The 14,954-nt window shown below is 76.4% G+C and carries 8 protein-coding genes; 3 read left to right on the top strand and 5 right to left on the bottom strand.

Annotated elements, in window-relative coordinates:
- Positions 1-104 precede the first annotated feature (104 nt).
- The 3 genes from AC07BS_RS07595 (at position 105) to lanKC (AC07BS_RS07585) (ending at position 6,448) form a co-directional block, all read left to right on the top strand.
- Complete coding sequence (locus AC07BS_RS07595) at positions 105-1,166, top strand: radical SAM protein (RefSeq protein ID WP_478644150.1); 1,062 nt, start codon at positions 105-107, stop codon at positions 1,164-1,166.
- A 10-nt stretch (positions 1,167-1,176) separates the two neighbouring features.
- Entirely contained in the window at positions 1,177-3,786 is a 2,610-nt protein-coding gene (gene lanKC / locus AC07BS_RS07590; RefSeq protein WP_478644151.1) for a class III lanthionine synthetase LanKC, read from the top strand.
- 142 nt (positions 3,787-3,928) lie between these two features.
- The gene (gene lanKC / locus AC07BS_RS07585) at positions 3,929-6,448 is read left to right on the top strand and encodes a class III lanthionine synthetase LanKC (protein WP_478930839.1); all 2,520 of its coding nucleotides are present in this window, start codon (positions 3,929-3,931) and stop codon (positions 6,446-6,448) included.
- A 90-nt stretch (positions 6,449-6,538) separates the two neighbouring features.
- Here lanKC (AC07BS_RS07585) and AC07BS_RS07580 read toward each other — a convergent pair whose 3' ends face one another.
- The 5 genes from AC07BS_RS07580 to AC07BS_RS07560 all read right to left on the bottom strand — a co-directional run bounded on the left by AC07BS_RS07580 (position 6,539) and on the right by AC07BS_RS07560 (position 14,901).
- Positions 6,539-8,101 carry an MFS transporter gene (locus AC07BS_RS07580; RefSeq protein WP_478644156.1) on the bottom strand — a complete coding sequence of 521 codons (1,563 nt, stop codon included), beginning with the start codon at positions 8,099-8,101 and terminating at the stop codon, positions 6,539-6,541.
- Between the two features lie 103 nt (positions 8,102-8,204).
- Positions 8,205-10,385 carry an FUSC family protein gene (locus AC07BS_RS07575; protein ID WP_478930836.1) on the bottom strand — a complete coding sequence of 727 codons (2,181 nt, stop codon included), beginning with the start codon at positions 10,383-10,385 and terminating at the stop codon, positions 8,205-8,207.
- Positions 10,386-10,466: 81 nt separating this feature from the next.
- Positions 10,467-10,961: a MarR family winged helix-turn-helix transcriptional regulator gene (locus tag AC07BS_RS07570; protein ID WP_478644159.1), complete on the bottom strand. Its 495-nt coding sequence runs from the start codon at positions 10,959-10,961 to the stop codon at positions 10,467-10,469.
- A gap of 62 nt (positions 10,962-11,023) precedes the next feature.
- Positions 11,024-13,588, bottom strand: coding sequence for a phosphatidylglycerol lysyltransferase domain-containing protein (locus AC07BS_RS07565; protein ID WP_478930834.1), 2,565 nt, complete (start codon positions 13,586-13,588; stop codon positions 11,024-11,026).
- Entirely contained in the window at positions 13,585-14,901 is a 1,317-nt protein-coding gene (locus AC07BS_RS07560) for an alpha/beta hydrolase (protein WP_478930832.1), read from the bottom strand. Before AC07BS_RS07560 ends, AC07BS_RS07565 begins: the two co-directional genes overlap by 4 nt.
- Between the last annotated feature and the right edge of the window lie 53 nt (positions 14,902-14,954).

The following is a 14,954-nucleotide window of genomic DNA, read 5'->3' as shown; positions in this document are numbered from 1 at the left end:
GGAAAACCTCTATCAAGACCGGAGGATTCCAGGCTGGGCACGGTGGGAGCGGGAGGGACAGACTCGGTTCGATGGGGCGGTCCGAGGAATGCCGAAAGGGAACCATGAGCGTGTCTTCCGGTCCCGAGGTGGTCGTGTGGGACACCACCTATGCCTGCCCGCTGCGCTGCTCGCACTGCTATTCGGAATCCGGCCGGCGGGCGCCGAGGCAATTGAGCCACGAGGACATGCTGAGGGTCGCCGACGCGCTGATCTCCCTCCGCCCGCGGGTGGTCGCGCTCTCCGGCGGGGAACCGCTCGTGATCAAAGGCATCTTCGAGGTGGCGGGACGGCTGTCGCGGGCCGGGGTGAAGACCGCCGTCTACACCAGCGGCTGGATCATGGAACCGTGGATGGCGACCGAACTCGCCCGGGTGTTCGACGAGGTGGTGGTGAGCCTCGACGGGGCGACGGCCCAGGTCCACGACCGGATCCGGGGCCGCCGCGGCGCCTTCGACCGGGCGCTGAGCGCCCTGACCCTGCTCGACGGCGTCGCCAAGGAGCGGCGCCGGCTGCGGCGTACGCCCCTGTGGTTCGGCATCGACTGCGTGGTGGTGCGCAGCAATTTCCCGCAACTGGAGGAATTCTGCACGGCGATCGCCCCGAGGTTCCCGGAATTGCGCTGCCTGACCTTCAACGCGGCCGTTCCCGAGGGGCTGGCGAGCCGGCCGGAGTTCTGCCGCCACGAGCTCCTCGACGACGCGCAGGTGGCCCGGCTGACGAGCGAGGAACAGCGGGCCCGGCTGCAGGAACTCGCCCCGCCGGGAGTCCGCGTCTACACCACCGACAACCAGAATCTCGTCATGCGCCCGGACCGCTTCGCCAGCGGCGTCGACACTCTCGTGATGCAGATCGAACCGGACGGCGCGGTCCGGGCCTTGCCGGTCTACGAGGGGACGGTGGGGAACATCCTGGAGGAATCGCCGCTCGACCTGTGGTACCGGGGCGTGTCCCGGCTGAGCGACCCCTTCGTGGTGGAGACCCTTTCGGCGGTGCGGACCATGCAGGACTGGGCGGCGGCCGTGCGGCGCATGGATTACCACTTCGGTTCCGACGAGGTGCGCTCCCGCATCGACCGCCGGTCCGTGCGCACGAATCCGCCGGAATTCAGCGCCCTCGCCCGCTAGCCCGCGCGCCGTGCTGACGCCCAGGGACTACGACCGCTTCTGCCTCGCCGACCCCGACGTCCACGAGGTGCCCGAGCGCTACCCCGACGACCACGACCTGCTGGCCGCGGCGCGCCGCCCGGCACCCCCCGGCTGGGAGCGCGACGCGTGGGGCTGGTGGGTCTCACTGCGGCCGCGCGGGGCCGCGCCCGCCCGGCGCGGCTGGCGGATCCACGTCTCGGTCGCGCTGCCGGAGCTGGAACGCGCCGCGGAGATCGTCCGGGGCCACTGCACCGCCCGCGGGCTGCCCTTCGACCTCGTCCGCAGCCTCGCCACCGCGCGCGAACTGGGCGACGACCGGGCCGACCGGATGACCGCCGGGCGCCTGATCACCGTGCACCCCGCCGACGAGGCGGCACTGGAACGGGCGCTCGGCGAACTCGGCGTGCTGCTCGACGGCCTCCCCGGGGCGTACGTCCTCGGCGCCCTGCGGCACCGCTCCGGCCCCCTGTACGTCCGCCACGGCACCCACGGCCCGGACACCTCGTGGCCCGGCGGCGACGACCGGGAGGAGCGCCGGGCCGTGTTCGCCCCGCCCGCCGGCATCCCCCTGCCCGCGGTGCTGCGCCCCGACCTCGCCGCCCTCCAGGCCCCGCCGGCCGGCGGCTTCCCGTACCGGGTGGAGCGCGCGCTGAGCCTGCGCACCGGCGGTGGCACCTACCTGGCCGAGGACCGGCGCACCGGCGAGCGCCTGGTGCTGCGCGAGGCCCGCCCGTACGCCGGGCTGGACCGGCGGGGCGAGGACGCGGTCACCCGGCTCGGCCGGGAGCGGGACCTGCGGCTCCGGCTGGCGCGCCTGGACGTCCTCCCCCGCCTCCTGGACCACCGGGTCCACGGCGAACACCACTTCCTGGCCGAGGAGTTCGTCGAGGGCACCGCCCTCGACCGGGCGGCGGCCGGCGCCTTCCCGCTGACGTCCACGGCCCGGGCCGCCGCCGAGGCCGGCCCGTACACCGCCTGGGCCCTGGGCGTCGTGGACCGGGTCGCGGACGCGCTGCGCGCCCTCGCCGGCGCGGGGTGCCCGCCGGCCGAACTGCGGCCGCGCCACGTGCTCCTGCGGCCCTGCGGGCGCGTCGCGCTGACCGGCCTGGCGTCGCTCACCGGCCTCGCGGACCGGCGTCCGCCGGCCGCCGGCGACCCCCTCTTCCGCGCGCCCGAAGACCTCACCCCTGACGCGGCCGTCCGGTACCTGCTGGACAGCCTGCGGCTGTGGCTGTTCCTCCCCCTGCCGCACCGCGCGCCGGAGAAGCTGCGCACCCTCACCGCCGCCGTGCAGCGGCACTATCCGGTGCCGCCCGGCTTCGGCTCCCGGCTGCTGGCCGGACTGTGGCCGGCGGGCCGTCCGGAAGCGGAGGACCGGGCGGCCGCCCTGCTGGCGGCCGAACGGCCCGACTGGCCGGCCATCAGGGACTCGCTGGTGCGCGGCCTCCACGCCGTCGCCACCCCGGACCGCCCGGACCGGCTCTTCCCCGCCACCCCCACCGGCCCCTCGGCCCTCGGCGGCCACTCCCTCGGCCACGGCGCGGCCGGTGTGCTCCACGCCCTGCGGCGCGTGGGCGCCGAGGTGCCCGCCGCGTACACCGACTGGCTCGTCCGGTCCGCCGAACGCGACCCTCGGCCCCGGCCCGGCCTCCTCGACGGCCTCCACGGCGTCGCGCTGACCCTCGGGGACCTCGGCCGCCCCGACGCGGCCCTGGCCCTCCTCGACCGCTGCCGCCCCCTGGAGACCGCCGCCCACCGCGCGGACCTCGCCGGCGGCGACGCGGGCATCGCCCTCACCCTGCTCCACTTCGCCGCCCTGACCGGGGACGACGCGCTGCGCGGGCGGGCCCTGGCCGCGGCCGCGCGCGCCGCCCGCGCCGTGGCCGGCGGACCGCCGCCGGGCGCCCCCGGCGGGCCCGCGCCGTACGGTCTGCTGCACGGCGCCACCGGGGTCGCCGTGCTCCACCTGCGGCTGTACGAGGAGACAGGCGACCCCGCCCGCCTCGACGCGGCGCGCCGGGCGCTGCGCCACGACACCGCCCGGCTGCGCACCCTGCCCGACGGGACCGTCACCCTCCTCGACGGCGCAGCGGGCCTGCCGTACCTCCAGGGCGGCAGCGCGGGCCTCGCCTTCGCCGTCCGCGACTACCTCGCCCACCGGCCGGAGGCGGCGGCCGATCCGGACCTGGCCGGCCTGCCGGAGGCACTGCGGCGCACCTGCGACCCGCTCCACGTCCACAACTCCGGGCTGCTGCGCGGCCGGGCCGGCTCGCTCGCCTGTCTGACGGCGCTGGGCGAGGGCCCGGACAGCCCCGCCGTGCTCCGCCAGGTGCGCCGGCTGGCCTGGCACGCCCAGTGGCACCGGGGGCACCTGGCGTTCCCCGGCTTTCGTCTGCTGCGCCTGTCCGCGGACCTGGCGACCGGCGCGGCGGGGGTGCTGCTCGCGCTCGGCGCCGTGTTCGACGGGTCCGGCCCCGTCCTGCCCTTCCTCGACCCCCGGTCCTCGCCCCGCCCGCGCCGGGAGGGAGGTGAACGACGTGTCGGAGATCCTGGAACTGCAGGAACTGGAGGAGGAGACGCCCGCCCAGTGGCCGTGTAGCAACAGCTACCACAGCACCCTCGGACAGGTCTGAGCCGCTCCGAGGGAGGCGCGCGCCGGCCCCCGCCGCACCGGACGGCGGGGGCCGGCGCGCCGCCGCACACCGCCCACCCGCACCCCGGAGAACCGGAAGGAGAGCGACGTGCTCACCCAGGGCCACCTCGTCGCGGACCCCCTCTTCGCGGACGCGCTCGACCGCGTCGAGGACACCACGAGCCGCTTCGCCCGCACCGCCCACCCGGCGCCCGCGGGCTGGCGGCGGGCCGAGCGCGGCGGCTGGGTGGTGCTGCGGCGCGGGGACACCCGGCTGCCGGAACAGGGCTGGAAGATCCACGCCTCGGCCACGGCGGAGGAGGCGCCCCGGGTGGTCGACGCGGTGTGGGAGTACTGCGTCGAACACGGCATCAGCTTCAAGTTCCTGCGCAGCCGCAGGCTGCTGGCCCTCGTCAACAGCAAACGGGCCCCCCGGTCGGCGGGCGGGAAGCTCATCACCATCTACCCGCGCTGCGAGGAGCTGCTGGAACGCACCCTGCGGGAGCTGTCGGCGCTGCTGGCCGGGGTCAAGGGGCCGTACATCCTCAGCGATCTGCGCTGGGACGAGGGGCCGTTGTACGTGCGCTACGGCGGGTTCGCCCCGCGCTACTGCTTCTCGCGCGAGGGCGAGTACGTGCCCGCGGTGGTGCGCCCCGACGGCGAGGCGGTGCCCGATGTCCGCGGGGCGGCCTTCAAGGTGCCCTCCTGGGCGCGGGTCCCGCCCTTCGTCGAGGCCCGCATCCGGGCCGTCCGCGCCACGTCCCCCGGCGGCCTGCCCTACCGCGTCGAGAAGGCGCTGCGGTTCTCCAACGGCGGCGGGGTCTACCGGGCCGTCGACCCGCGCACCGGCCGGCGGGTGGTGCTGCGCGAGGCCCGCCCGTACGCCGGTGTGGACGACAACGGCATGGACGCGGTGGCCCGTCTGGACCGGGAGCACACCGTGCTGCGCCGGCTGGAGGGGCTCGACTGCGTACCGCGCGTGCTCGCGCGGACCCGGCACTGGGAACACCATTTCCTCGTCGAGGAGTTCGTCGAGGGAGAGCGCCTCCACGAGGCGATGGGCCGCCGTCATCCGCTGCTGCGCCCGGGACCCGCCGCCGCGCCGGAGGAGCGCGCCGCGTACGCGCGCTGGGCCGGCGCCGTCCTCGGCCGGGTCGAGGAGGCCCTGGCGGCGCTCCACCGGCGCGGTGTGGTCTTCGGCGACCTCCAGCCGGGCAACGTCCTGGTGCGGCCGGACGGCGGGGTATGCCTCGTGGACTTCGAGACGGCCTTCGACCGGGCGGAGGCGTTCACGCCGGTGCTGGGCACGGCGGGGTTCACGGCGCCCTGGGCGCGGTCGGGCCTCGCGGTCGACACGTACGCGCTGGACTGCCTGCGGCTGGCGCTGTTCTGCCCGCTCACGGAGCTGATGCGTTTCGACGCGGGCAAGTACGAGGAGCTGATCGAGCTGGCCGGGGACCGCTTCCCGCTGCCGCCCGGCTTCGCCGAGGGGCTGCGGGAGCGGCTCGCCCCGCCGCCGGACCCCGCGCCGAGGGTCGCGGAATGGCCTGACGGCCGGGAGGCCGGCGGGGACTGGGTGGCGGCGCTGGCCTCGATGCGGGAGGCGATCCTGCGCAGCGCCACCCCGGACCGCGAGGACCGGCTGTTCCCGGGCGACGTCCGGCAGTTCGACGGCCAGGCGGCGGGGCTCGCGTTCGGCGCGGCCGGGGTGCTGCTGGCCCTGCACCGCACGGCGGACGACGGCGGGGCGTGCCCGGCCGCGCACGTGGACTGGCTGGCCCGCGCCGCCGAGCGGGCCCGCTGGCCGCGGCCCGGGCTGTACGACGGGCTCGCCGGGGTGGCGTACGCCCTCGACGCGCTGGGTCGCCCGGGGCGGGCCCGGGAGGTGCTGGACCGGCTGGCCGGCATCGACCTCAAGGGCTGCGGCGCGGGCCTGTTCGGCGGGCTTGCCGGGATCGCCCTGACGTTCCTGCGGTTCGGCGACCCGGAGCGGGCCGAACGGCTCGCCGGCCGGCTCGCGGCGGCGCTCGACGGCGACGGCGACGGCCCGGACGGCCGCGCGGGCGTGGGCCTGATGCGGGGCTGGTCGGGGCCCGCGCTGCTGTTCACCCATCTGTACGACGCCACCGGCGACGAGTGGTGGCTGTCCCGCGCCGCCGTCGCGCTGGGCCGGGACCTCGGCCACTGCGCGGTGACCGGCGACCGCCATGTGCTGGTGCGCGACGGCGAACGGCTCGTGGGCGGCCTCGGCTCCGGCGGCGCGGGCATCGGTGTCGTCCTCCACGAGTATCTGCGCCGGCGCGAGGACGCCCACTTCGCGCTGCTGCGCGACCGCGTCCGCGACACCCCGGGCGGCGAACTCCAGCTGTCCTCCGGCCTGCTCGACGGCCACGCGGGCCGCCTCTACGCCCTGGCGCACACGGGCGGCCCGGCGGCCGCCCGGGCGGCGGAGCTGCGCGGGCTGGGCCTCCACGCGGTGCGGTTCCAGGGGCGGCTGGCGTTCCCGATGGACGGCCGGCTGCGGCTGTCGATGGACCTCGCGACGGGCACGGCGGGCGTGCTCCTGGCCGTCCACCGGACCGTGCGCCCCGGCTCGGCGGCGGCGTTGCCGTTCCTCGGCCCGTCCTGAGCCGGCGGTGATCCCCACGCCGGGGGACGCGCCCCTGCCCAGGGCGAGGCGCGGGTGATCCTCCAGCCCTGATCCCCCCGAAGGCGGTGGTCAGTGGCCGCCCGTCACCTTGAAGCCGCGCGGGACCATGAACACGGTCAGCAGGGTCACCGCCACGACGATGCCCGCCGAGACGTACGCCGTGGTCGTCAGCGCGGAGTCGAAGGCCGCGCGGGCGGCCGCGAGGACGCGCCGGCCGGTCTCGCCGCCCACCGCTACGGCGACCGCCTCCGCGCCGCCCACCGACTCGCGGGCCGTCGCGAGGTCCGCCCCGGCCAGCGGCAGCCCGGTCATGCGGCGGGTGAAGACGGCGCCGTGGATGCTGCCGAGAAGCGCCACGCCGAGGCCGACGCCCAGTTCGTAGCAGGTCTCGGACACCGCGCCCGCCTGGCCCGCCCGCTCGGCGGGGACGGAGGAGACCAGCACCGAGGCCGAGGCGGTGATGGCGAGCCCGTCGCCGAGACCGAGGGCGGCGAGGACGGCGGCCACCACCGCGTAGCTCGTCGGCTCGGGGCTGAGGGCGAGCAGCAGGAAGCCGGCCGCCAGCGCGCCGAGGCCGACGGCGAGCACGGCGCGCACACCGGCGTGGTGCATCAGCCAGGGCGAGGACAGCGAACCGGCCAGCATCGCGAGGGCCGACGGCAGGGTGCGCAGCCCGGCCTCCGCGGGCGAGTAGCCGTGCACGTACTGGAGCCACAGGGAGATGAGGAACAGCGCGGCGCCGATGGCCAGCATCGCCAGCAGGGTGGCCAGCGCGGCGGCCAGGAAGGGGCCCTCACGGAAGAGGCGCACGTCCAGCAGGGGGTCGGCGAGCCGGAGCTGGCGGCGGGCGAACAGCGCGAGCAGGGCGACGCCGAGCAGCAGCGTCCCCACGTCCTCGGGTCCCGGGCTGCCCTTGGCGACGTGCTTGATGCCCCAGGCGAGCGCCACGACGCCGGCGATCGACAGCAGGGCTCCGGGCCGGTCGAGCCTCCCGTGCTGCGGGGTGCGGTACTCCGGCAGCAGCCGGACGCCCGCCGCGACGGTGATCACCACCACGGGCACGTTGACCCAGAACGCGGCCTGCCACGCGAAGTGTTCCACGAGGAACCCGCCGATCAGCGGGCCCACGCACGCGCCCGCGCCCGCCACGGCGGCCCAGACGCCGATGGCCAGGGCGCGTTCGTGGTCGTCGGTGAAGATGTTGCGGATCAGCGAGAGCGTCGAGGGCATGACCATCGCGCCGCCGATGCCGAGCAGCACCCGGCCGCCGATGAGCTGCCAGGAGCTGTGCGAGGTCGCGGCGACGACGGACGCCAGCCCGAAGAGCACGAAGCCGCTGAGGAAGAGCCTCCTGCGGCCCCAGCGGTCGCCGACGGCCCCGGTGGTGACGAGCAGGCCGCCCAGGACCAGCCCGTAGATGTCGATGATCCACAGCTGTTCGAGGGCGCCGGGGCGGAGGTCGTCGATGAGCGAGGGCAGCGCGACGTTGAGGATCGTCGCGTCCATGGCGACCAGCAGCAGGCTCGAGCACAGCACGGCGAGCATCGCCCAGCGCCCGTGCACGGGTGGGGGACGGCTCGGCGCGGTGACGCCCCTGACCCGCGCGGTGGGGCCTTCGGGATCTCGGACCATGGGAGGACACCTCACCCTGTACGGACCCCGAGCCCGGCCGGTCCGCCCAGTATCGGCCGGGCGGCGGGATCCCGCACCCGCGCCCCGCGCGGTCGGCGCCGCCTCAGGCGCGTCCGCCGACGCCCGGCCCCGGTGCTCCGGCCGGATCGGTCGCCCGCACCCGGGCGACGTCCTGGGCGGCGCCGCTGAGCCAGGCCTCCGCGTCGACGGTCAGCAGGACCCGCTCGGCGTCCAGGGCCTCCGCCCGCCGCGCGGCGGACAGCAGGGTGCCGGAGCCGGCCGGGTGGTACGGCTCCGCCGCGGCCCGGGCCGTGTCGGCGGCGCCCCGGCGCAGGGCCTCGGCGGCGCGCAGGCTCTCCGTCGTCACCTCCTCGGCCAGGGCGGTGAGTTCGGCGACCGCGTCCGGGGGCAGCGGCTCGCCGCCGGCCCGCATCCGGGTCCGGTGGCGGATCAGCATCAGCTCACCGCCGCGCAGCATGCGGTAGCCCGCCACCAGGGCGGTGCCCCAGGGCGGGTCGCCGGTGTGCTCGCCCATGCGTTCGGTCTGGTACTGGCAGTACGAGGCCTCGGCGAGCAGCATCGCGATGCGCGCGGACCGCAGCGGGTCGTCGGGGCCGGGCCGGCCGCACAGCAGGCCGGTGACCGCGCGGCAGGCGGCCGCGCCCTCGACGAGGAAGTCGGCGAGGACGCAGCGCAGTTCGCCGCGACCGCCGCGCGGCCAGGCGAGGAGGCTGGTCAGCGCGCCGATGGCGCCGCCGATGAGCACGTCCAGCAGGCGGACGGCGGACAGCCGCCAGTCCGGCGACGACAGCTGGGAGAACATCAGCACGAAGGCGAGGGTGAACGCCGCCTGGAGCCAGGCGGGCCCGAGCAGGGGGCCCACGGAGAAGCCGACGAGGAGGACGAGCGGCAGCACGGCCGCGTAGAAGGCGGGCACGTCGCCGACGGCGATCAGCAGGACGGCGGCGACCGCGGCCCCGCCGAGCGTTCCGGCGAAGGCGGGGCGCAGCGTGGTACGGGTGTCGGCGGCGGAGGTGCGCATGAGGCTGAGGGTGGCCAGCAGCACCCAGAAGCCGTGCTGGAGGCCCAGGGAGCCGGCGATCAGGCGCGCGGCCGCCAGGGCGACCGCCAGCCGCAGGGCGTTCTGGAAGTGGACGGAGCGGGGCGTCAGGTGCAGCCGCAGGCGGAGCCACCACAGGACGGGCGCGGGCACGCCGGCGTACCAGAAGGGGTCGCCGGGGCGGGTGGACGCGTCGGCCGGGTGGGCGCCGAGCGCGATGCGGGAGGCGGTGGTGGCCAGTTCGGCGCCCTCGGCGGCGGCCCGTACGACGGCGTCCTGCCGCAGCCGCGGGGCGGAGGAGCCGGGCAGGTCGCGGACCCGGACGGCGTCGAAGGACGCGAGCGCGCGGCGCAGCTCGCCGGCGGGCGGGGGCGGCCGGCCGCCGCACAGGCCCGCCGCGACCGGACGCAGGGCGGCCGCGGCGCACCGCAGCAGGCCGGCGGCCTCGGGGACGCCGGTGCGCGGCTCTCCGCCGGGGCCGGCGGGGAGCCGGTCCAGCTGGTCGCGGACGTGCCGGACGGCGGCGCGGGCGTGGTTGAGGGCGCGGTCCCGGGCGGAGGGCGAGGCGGGGCGTTCCTCGGGCGGGATGCGGGACGGGCGGGCGCCTTCCAGGGCGCGGTCGGCGGCGGGCCTGCCGTCGGGCCGCCCGTCGGCGGTCCCGGCACAGCACTCGGCTACGGCCGCGGCCGCGGCGGCCAGCCGCAGCCGGTAGGGGACGGTGGGCCGCTGCGGGGGCAGCAGCCGGTCGGTGAGGACGGTGAGCAGGAAGCCGATGGTGAGCCCCGCCAACCGGGAGGCCAGGGTCTGCGGGGCGTAGGGCGGGAAGCAGGGCAGGACGTAGTAGAGCTGGAAGGCGACGCCGAGGCCGGCGAGGCGGGGGCCGCCCACGGAGGCGTAGGAGACGGCGAAGCCGACGGCGAACATGCCGCAGGCGGCCGCCCAGTCGCGGGCCGCGAGCAGGCTCCCGGCGGTCACCAGCAGCAGGGCGGCGGGCAGGGCCGCGAGGAACGTACGGGCCCGGGCGCGGGCGTCGCCGGGCACGCGCGCGAACATCACGAGCGGCAGGCAGCCGAACAGCGCGTACAGCCCCATGACGGCGTCGTCCAGGCCGTAGGTGCAGACGTAGAAGCCCGTGCAGCCGGCGATGGTCACCCACAGGGCGCGCCGCACGGCCTCCCGGCCGTCCGGCCCGCGCAGGAGCCCGCCGAGGGCGGTGAAGGTCATCGCCTTCGACGGTACGGGCCCGGGCGGCGGCGCGCGATCGGCGGGGGCCGGGCGGGGCACCGGGCCGGGGCCGGCGGCGGGTCAGCGCAGACGCGGCAGGGCATCGCGCGCGGCGTGGCTGAGGGTCCTCAGGTCCTCCGCGAACCGCTCCCGGTGGTCCTCGGGCAGCGGTGCGAGGAAGTGGCGCCGGATGTTCTCCCGGTGCACGCGGGCGGCCCGTACGACCGTCTCCTCCCCCGCCGCGGTCAGCCGGACGAGGCGGCCCCTGCGGTCGCCGGGGTCGGCGTCCCGGACGACCAGGCCGGCCGCCTCCATGCGGTCCACCAGCCGGGTCACGCCGCCGGTGCTGAGCACGCGCTCCTGGGCGATGGCCCGCATGGGCATCCCGGAGCCGCCCGCGCGGCCCAGGATCAGCAGGACCTCGAACATCAGGTGGCTGACCCCGCACTCCTCCTCGATGGCCCGGCCCAGGATGTACTCCAGCCGGTTCGCGGCCCCCTGGAGCCGCCCGAACGCCAGCACCAGATGGTCGTTCGCCGCCTCCTCCGCCGTCGCGATCTCCGCTTCGTGTGCCACCGTGGCCGCCCCTCTCACGCGTCTGCCGGCATTCCGTGGCACCCGTGCGCCACTGGGGGAGCCTACGAGGAGAACCGCCGCACCAGTCGCACGCCCTGGGTGGCCGTCATGTGCGGCAGGTAGGCCTTGGTGACGGCCCGGGTGATGACCGGCAGCGCGGCCGGGTCGGGGTAGGCCATGTACATCGGGCGGTACCGCGGCTGGAACTTCGCCTTGAAGTTCAGCAGGGACCGGAAGCCGTAGACCGGTTCGAGCATCCGGCCGCCGAAGTCGAGCACGCGTTGCAGTGCCGCCGGGGGCTCCTCGGTGGCCTTGCGGGCCAGGGGGGCGCCGGAGAGGCTGAGGAAGTGGGCGCCCTCCTCCTGGAAGCCCAGCGCCGCCGAGGCGATGAGGAACTCCATGGTGCCGCGGAAGCCGCTCGCCCGGCGCCGCATGAAGTCCAGCGTCCAGCCGACGGGCGCGCCGCGCTCGTACACCGGCATCCAGCTGGTGATGCCGTGGACCGTGCGGTCGCCGTCCACGGCGATGAGGCAGCGCACGGCCGGGTCGTCGAGCTCGTCGAGGCCGCCCAGCGTGAAGTCCATCTCGGGCAGCCCCTTGTCGGCGACCCATTCCTCGGAGATCGAGCGCACCTGGTCGGTGAGGGCGACGGGGGCGTCGCGGTAGGTCCACCACTCGGCGGTGATGCCCTCCTTCCGGGCCTTGTTGAGGGCGGTGCGCACGTCCTGCCACTTCTTGCCGGTGAAGGCGAGGTCGGGCAGCGGGACGACGGTGTCCTCGGCGACCTGCACGGACCGCCAGCCCAGCCGCTCGGCGGCCTCCCGGGTCCCTTCCCCGACGCTGTAGAAGCAGGGTGTCCAGCCGCGTTCGTCGCAGAACCGCGCGAAGCCGGCGACGGCGTCCGCCCGCGCCTCGCGCGCGCCGAAGGGGTCGCCGGTGGTCAGCGCCACGGTGGAGATCACGCGGTAGGCGACGGCGGCCCTGCCGTCGTCGGCGAACCAGTAGTAGTTGCCGTCCCAGGTCGTCAGGAACGACAGGGTGGAGCCGCCCTCGGCCACGAGCAGGTCCCGGGCGCGCTCGGCCGCGTCGGCGTCGGTGTGCAGCCGGGGCCGCCGGAAGGTGACGAGCAGCGCGACCAGGGTGACGAGCCAGAAGAGCAGACCGCAGTAGTGGAAGAGGGCCCGCGCGGTGCCGCCGACGGGCACGGGCCAGTCGGCGAAGGCCCCGACGAGGCTCGGCGGCAGGAACTCCGACGCCAGCCCGGAGAACAGCACCGCCGGTCCCGCCCCGGGGTCGAACTGGTCGCGGACGGCCAGGCCGAGGCCGACGTACGCGGCGCAGGACAGCAGCAGGGCGCCGCCGGTCACGGCCGCGAGGCGGTGGGTGGTGGAGCGCGGCAGCCGCAGGTCGAAGCGGGCGCGGGTGACCACGAGCAGCACCAGCACCAGGAAGGGCAGCAGCATCTGTTCGGCGAAGGCCTGCGCGTAGGTGGACCGCTCGGTGGGCTCGGCCCAGCCGGCCGGGTGGCCGAGGAAGTCGTCGAGCCAGTAGGAGAACAGCGCCATCCAGGCGAGGTGGACCAGCACCGCCAGCCCCCAGGCCAGCCGCAGGCCGCGGCGCAGGCCCTCGGCGAGGACGAGCAGCAGCGCGGGGACGAGCACGGCCATGACGGCGGCCGGCGAGTCGTAGAAGGAGCGCAGGGCCTGGACGTAGTGGCAGTCCACCGCCGAGGTGGCGCAGGCCTCGGCGACCTCCTGGGCGGTGGGCTGGACGGCGACGTAGAGCTGGAAGGAGTTCAGCGGCCCGTAGGCGTCGCGGTAGAGGATCGCCACCATCGGGCCGATGGCGGACGCGGCCACGACGAGGGCGACCAGCACCCGGGCCTCGGTGTGGGAGGAGTGCCTCGGGCACGGCCGGGTGCGCTGGTACAGGGCGGCGCCCACGGCGAGGCCGACGACGGCGCCGCCGAACCGGAGCACGCCCTGGAGGTGGCCGACGTAGAGGGCCATCACGAGGGCGAAGGCGACGATGCCCAGGCGGGTGCGGCGGCGCCAGAGGGCGGTGAGCCGGTAGCTGAGGACGCCGCCGACCGCGAGGGCGCCCACGCTGGGCGACACGGTGAGGTCGCCGGCGAGCTCCTCCAGCCACCACTCCCCCGCCGTCGCGCCGAGCTTGACGATGCCGACGCCGAGCAGGGTGCCGAGGATCTGGCCGCCGACCAGCACGGCGGCGGTGCGGGCGACGCCCAGGCGGCGTTCGGCGGGGGTGACGAGGAGCAGCACGATCAGCGTGGAGCCGATGTAGCCGCCGATGCCGGGGCACCACAGCAGGGAGGTGACGGGGGTCCACCAGCGTCCCTCGGCGAGCGCCGGGACGCCGACGCCCACGGTCTGGAGGCGGTGCGGCCGGGGCCCGCCGCCGAGGCTGTGGGTGACGGCGCCGACGATCCACAGCACGGCCAGGAAGCCGAGGGTGAAGGGGGCGTGGCGGACGGGGGCCAGCAGCCGGTCGAGGGTGCTGCGCCAGGGGTGCGTGGAGTCGCCGGGGGTGGGCGCGGGCGGCGGCGCGGCGGCCTCGGCCGGCGGAGGTCCGCCCGGCGGGGGCCCGGCCCCGGGCGCGCCGGTCACCGGACGAGTCCCGTCTGGCGGGCGACCCAGGGCAGTTGCCGCTCCAGGCCCGGGCGCCACACCTGCCAGCTGTGCCCGCCGGGCAGCAGCACCCACTCGGCGCGCATCCCGGCCCGGACGGCGGCCTCGTAGACCTTGCGCTGCTGCGGCCGGTAGGTGCTGTCGTCGGTGCCGGCCACGAACGCCGCCGCGGTATCGGGGAAGCGCTGCCGGGCCATGACGTCGAGGGGGTTGACCTTCTCGAACGCGGCGGTGTCGCCGCCGAACGCCTTGTCGACGGTCCTCTTCCGGTTGCCGAGGGTCGGCTCCTCCTGGCCGGAGATGTCGTTGACGACGCCGTAGACCTGGGGCGCGTTGACGCCGAGCTGGATCGAGCAGGTGCCGCCGAAGGAGATGCCCGAGACGGTCCAGGCGGCGCGGTCACCGGCCACCTGCAGATGGGAGCGGATCCAGTCGGGGACGTCCTCGGCGAGGTAGGTCTGCACCTGCCCCAGCCGCGAGTTCACGCAGAGGGTGTTGGCGAACTGCGAGCCGAGCGGGTCCACGACGACGACCACGGGCGCGAGGCCCCGGTGCCCGGCGGCGAAGGCGTCCATCATCTCCACCAGACGGCCGGAGTTGATCCAGTCGTCGGGCGAGCCCGGCTGCCCGGCCATGAGCACGATCACCGGCAGCAGCGGGCGCGGGCTGGCGCGGTAGGCGGGCGGCAGATAGACGTACGCGCCGCGGGCGTGGAAGCCGGAGCGGGTGCCGGGGACGGGCGTCCGGGAGAGCGTGCCTCCGGCGGGCATGCCGGCGGGCGGCCGCCACACGTCCTCGATCGCCTTGCCCGGCGGCACGGCCAGGACCGGTTCGTGGCGGCCGGTGGCGTCGGCGAGGCGGGTGGTCTTCCGCAGCCAGGTGTTGAGGGCGGTACGGGCCGTCGGGTACTGGTCGAAGTGCCGGTTGATCTGCGAGGCGCCCAGCAGGACGACGAGGAACGCGGCGGCCAGGGCCCCGGCCCAGTACCGCGGCCGCAGCAGGGACAGCCGGAAGGCCGCCAGGCACAGGCCCAGCAGCGCGACGCCCGCCCAGAACACCACGGGCCAGGGCAACGGGTCGGGGAAGAGCTGGAGCCAGTCGTCCACGGCCACCCGCAGCAGCCAGGTGAGCAGCACCGCCAGCAGGACGGCGAGCGGCGCCCGGCGGGTCCACCAGGTCCGGCGCCGGGAGACGAGCAGCGCGGCCAGCGCGCAGAGACCGGCCGCCAGGACGGCGAGCGGGATCCACCCGCGCACCAGGGACCAGTCCAGCGGGCCTGCCGCGATGCGCATGCGTCGCACCCCTTCCTCCGCCGTGCGTCCGGACCGCCCGGACGGCGTGCCGG

The sequence above is a fragment of the Streptomyces sp. NPDC044063 genome, assembly GCF_056434285.1.
Note: the sequence above shows the minus strand (reverse complement) of the source record. Positions and strands in the feature narration are given on the sequence as shown.

What these genes read in the sequence shown, in the direction of transcription:
- AC07BS_RS07580 (WP_478644156.1), bottom strand. Translation starts at nt 8,101, where the DNA reads ATGGTCCGAGATCCCGAAGGCCCCACCGCGCGGGTCAGGGGCGTCACC.
- AC07BS_RS07595 (WP_478644150.1), top strand. Translation starts at nt 105, where the DNA reads ATGAGCGTGTCTTCCGGTCCCGAGGTGGTCGTGTGGGACACCACCTAT.
- AC07BS_RS07575 (WP_478930836.1), bottom strand. Translation starts at nt 10,385, where the DNA reads ATGACCTTCACCGCCCTCGGCGGGCTCCTGCGCGGGCCGGACGGCCGG.
- AC07BS_RS07560 (WP_478930832.1), bottom strand. Translation starts at nt 14,901, where the DNA reads ATGCGCATCGCGGCAGGCCCGCTGGACTGGTCCCTGGTGCGCGGGTGG.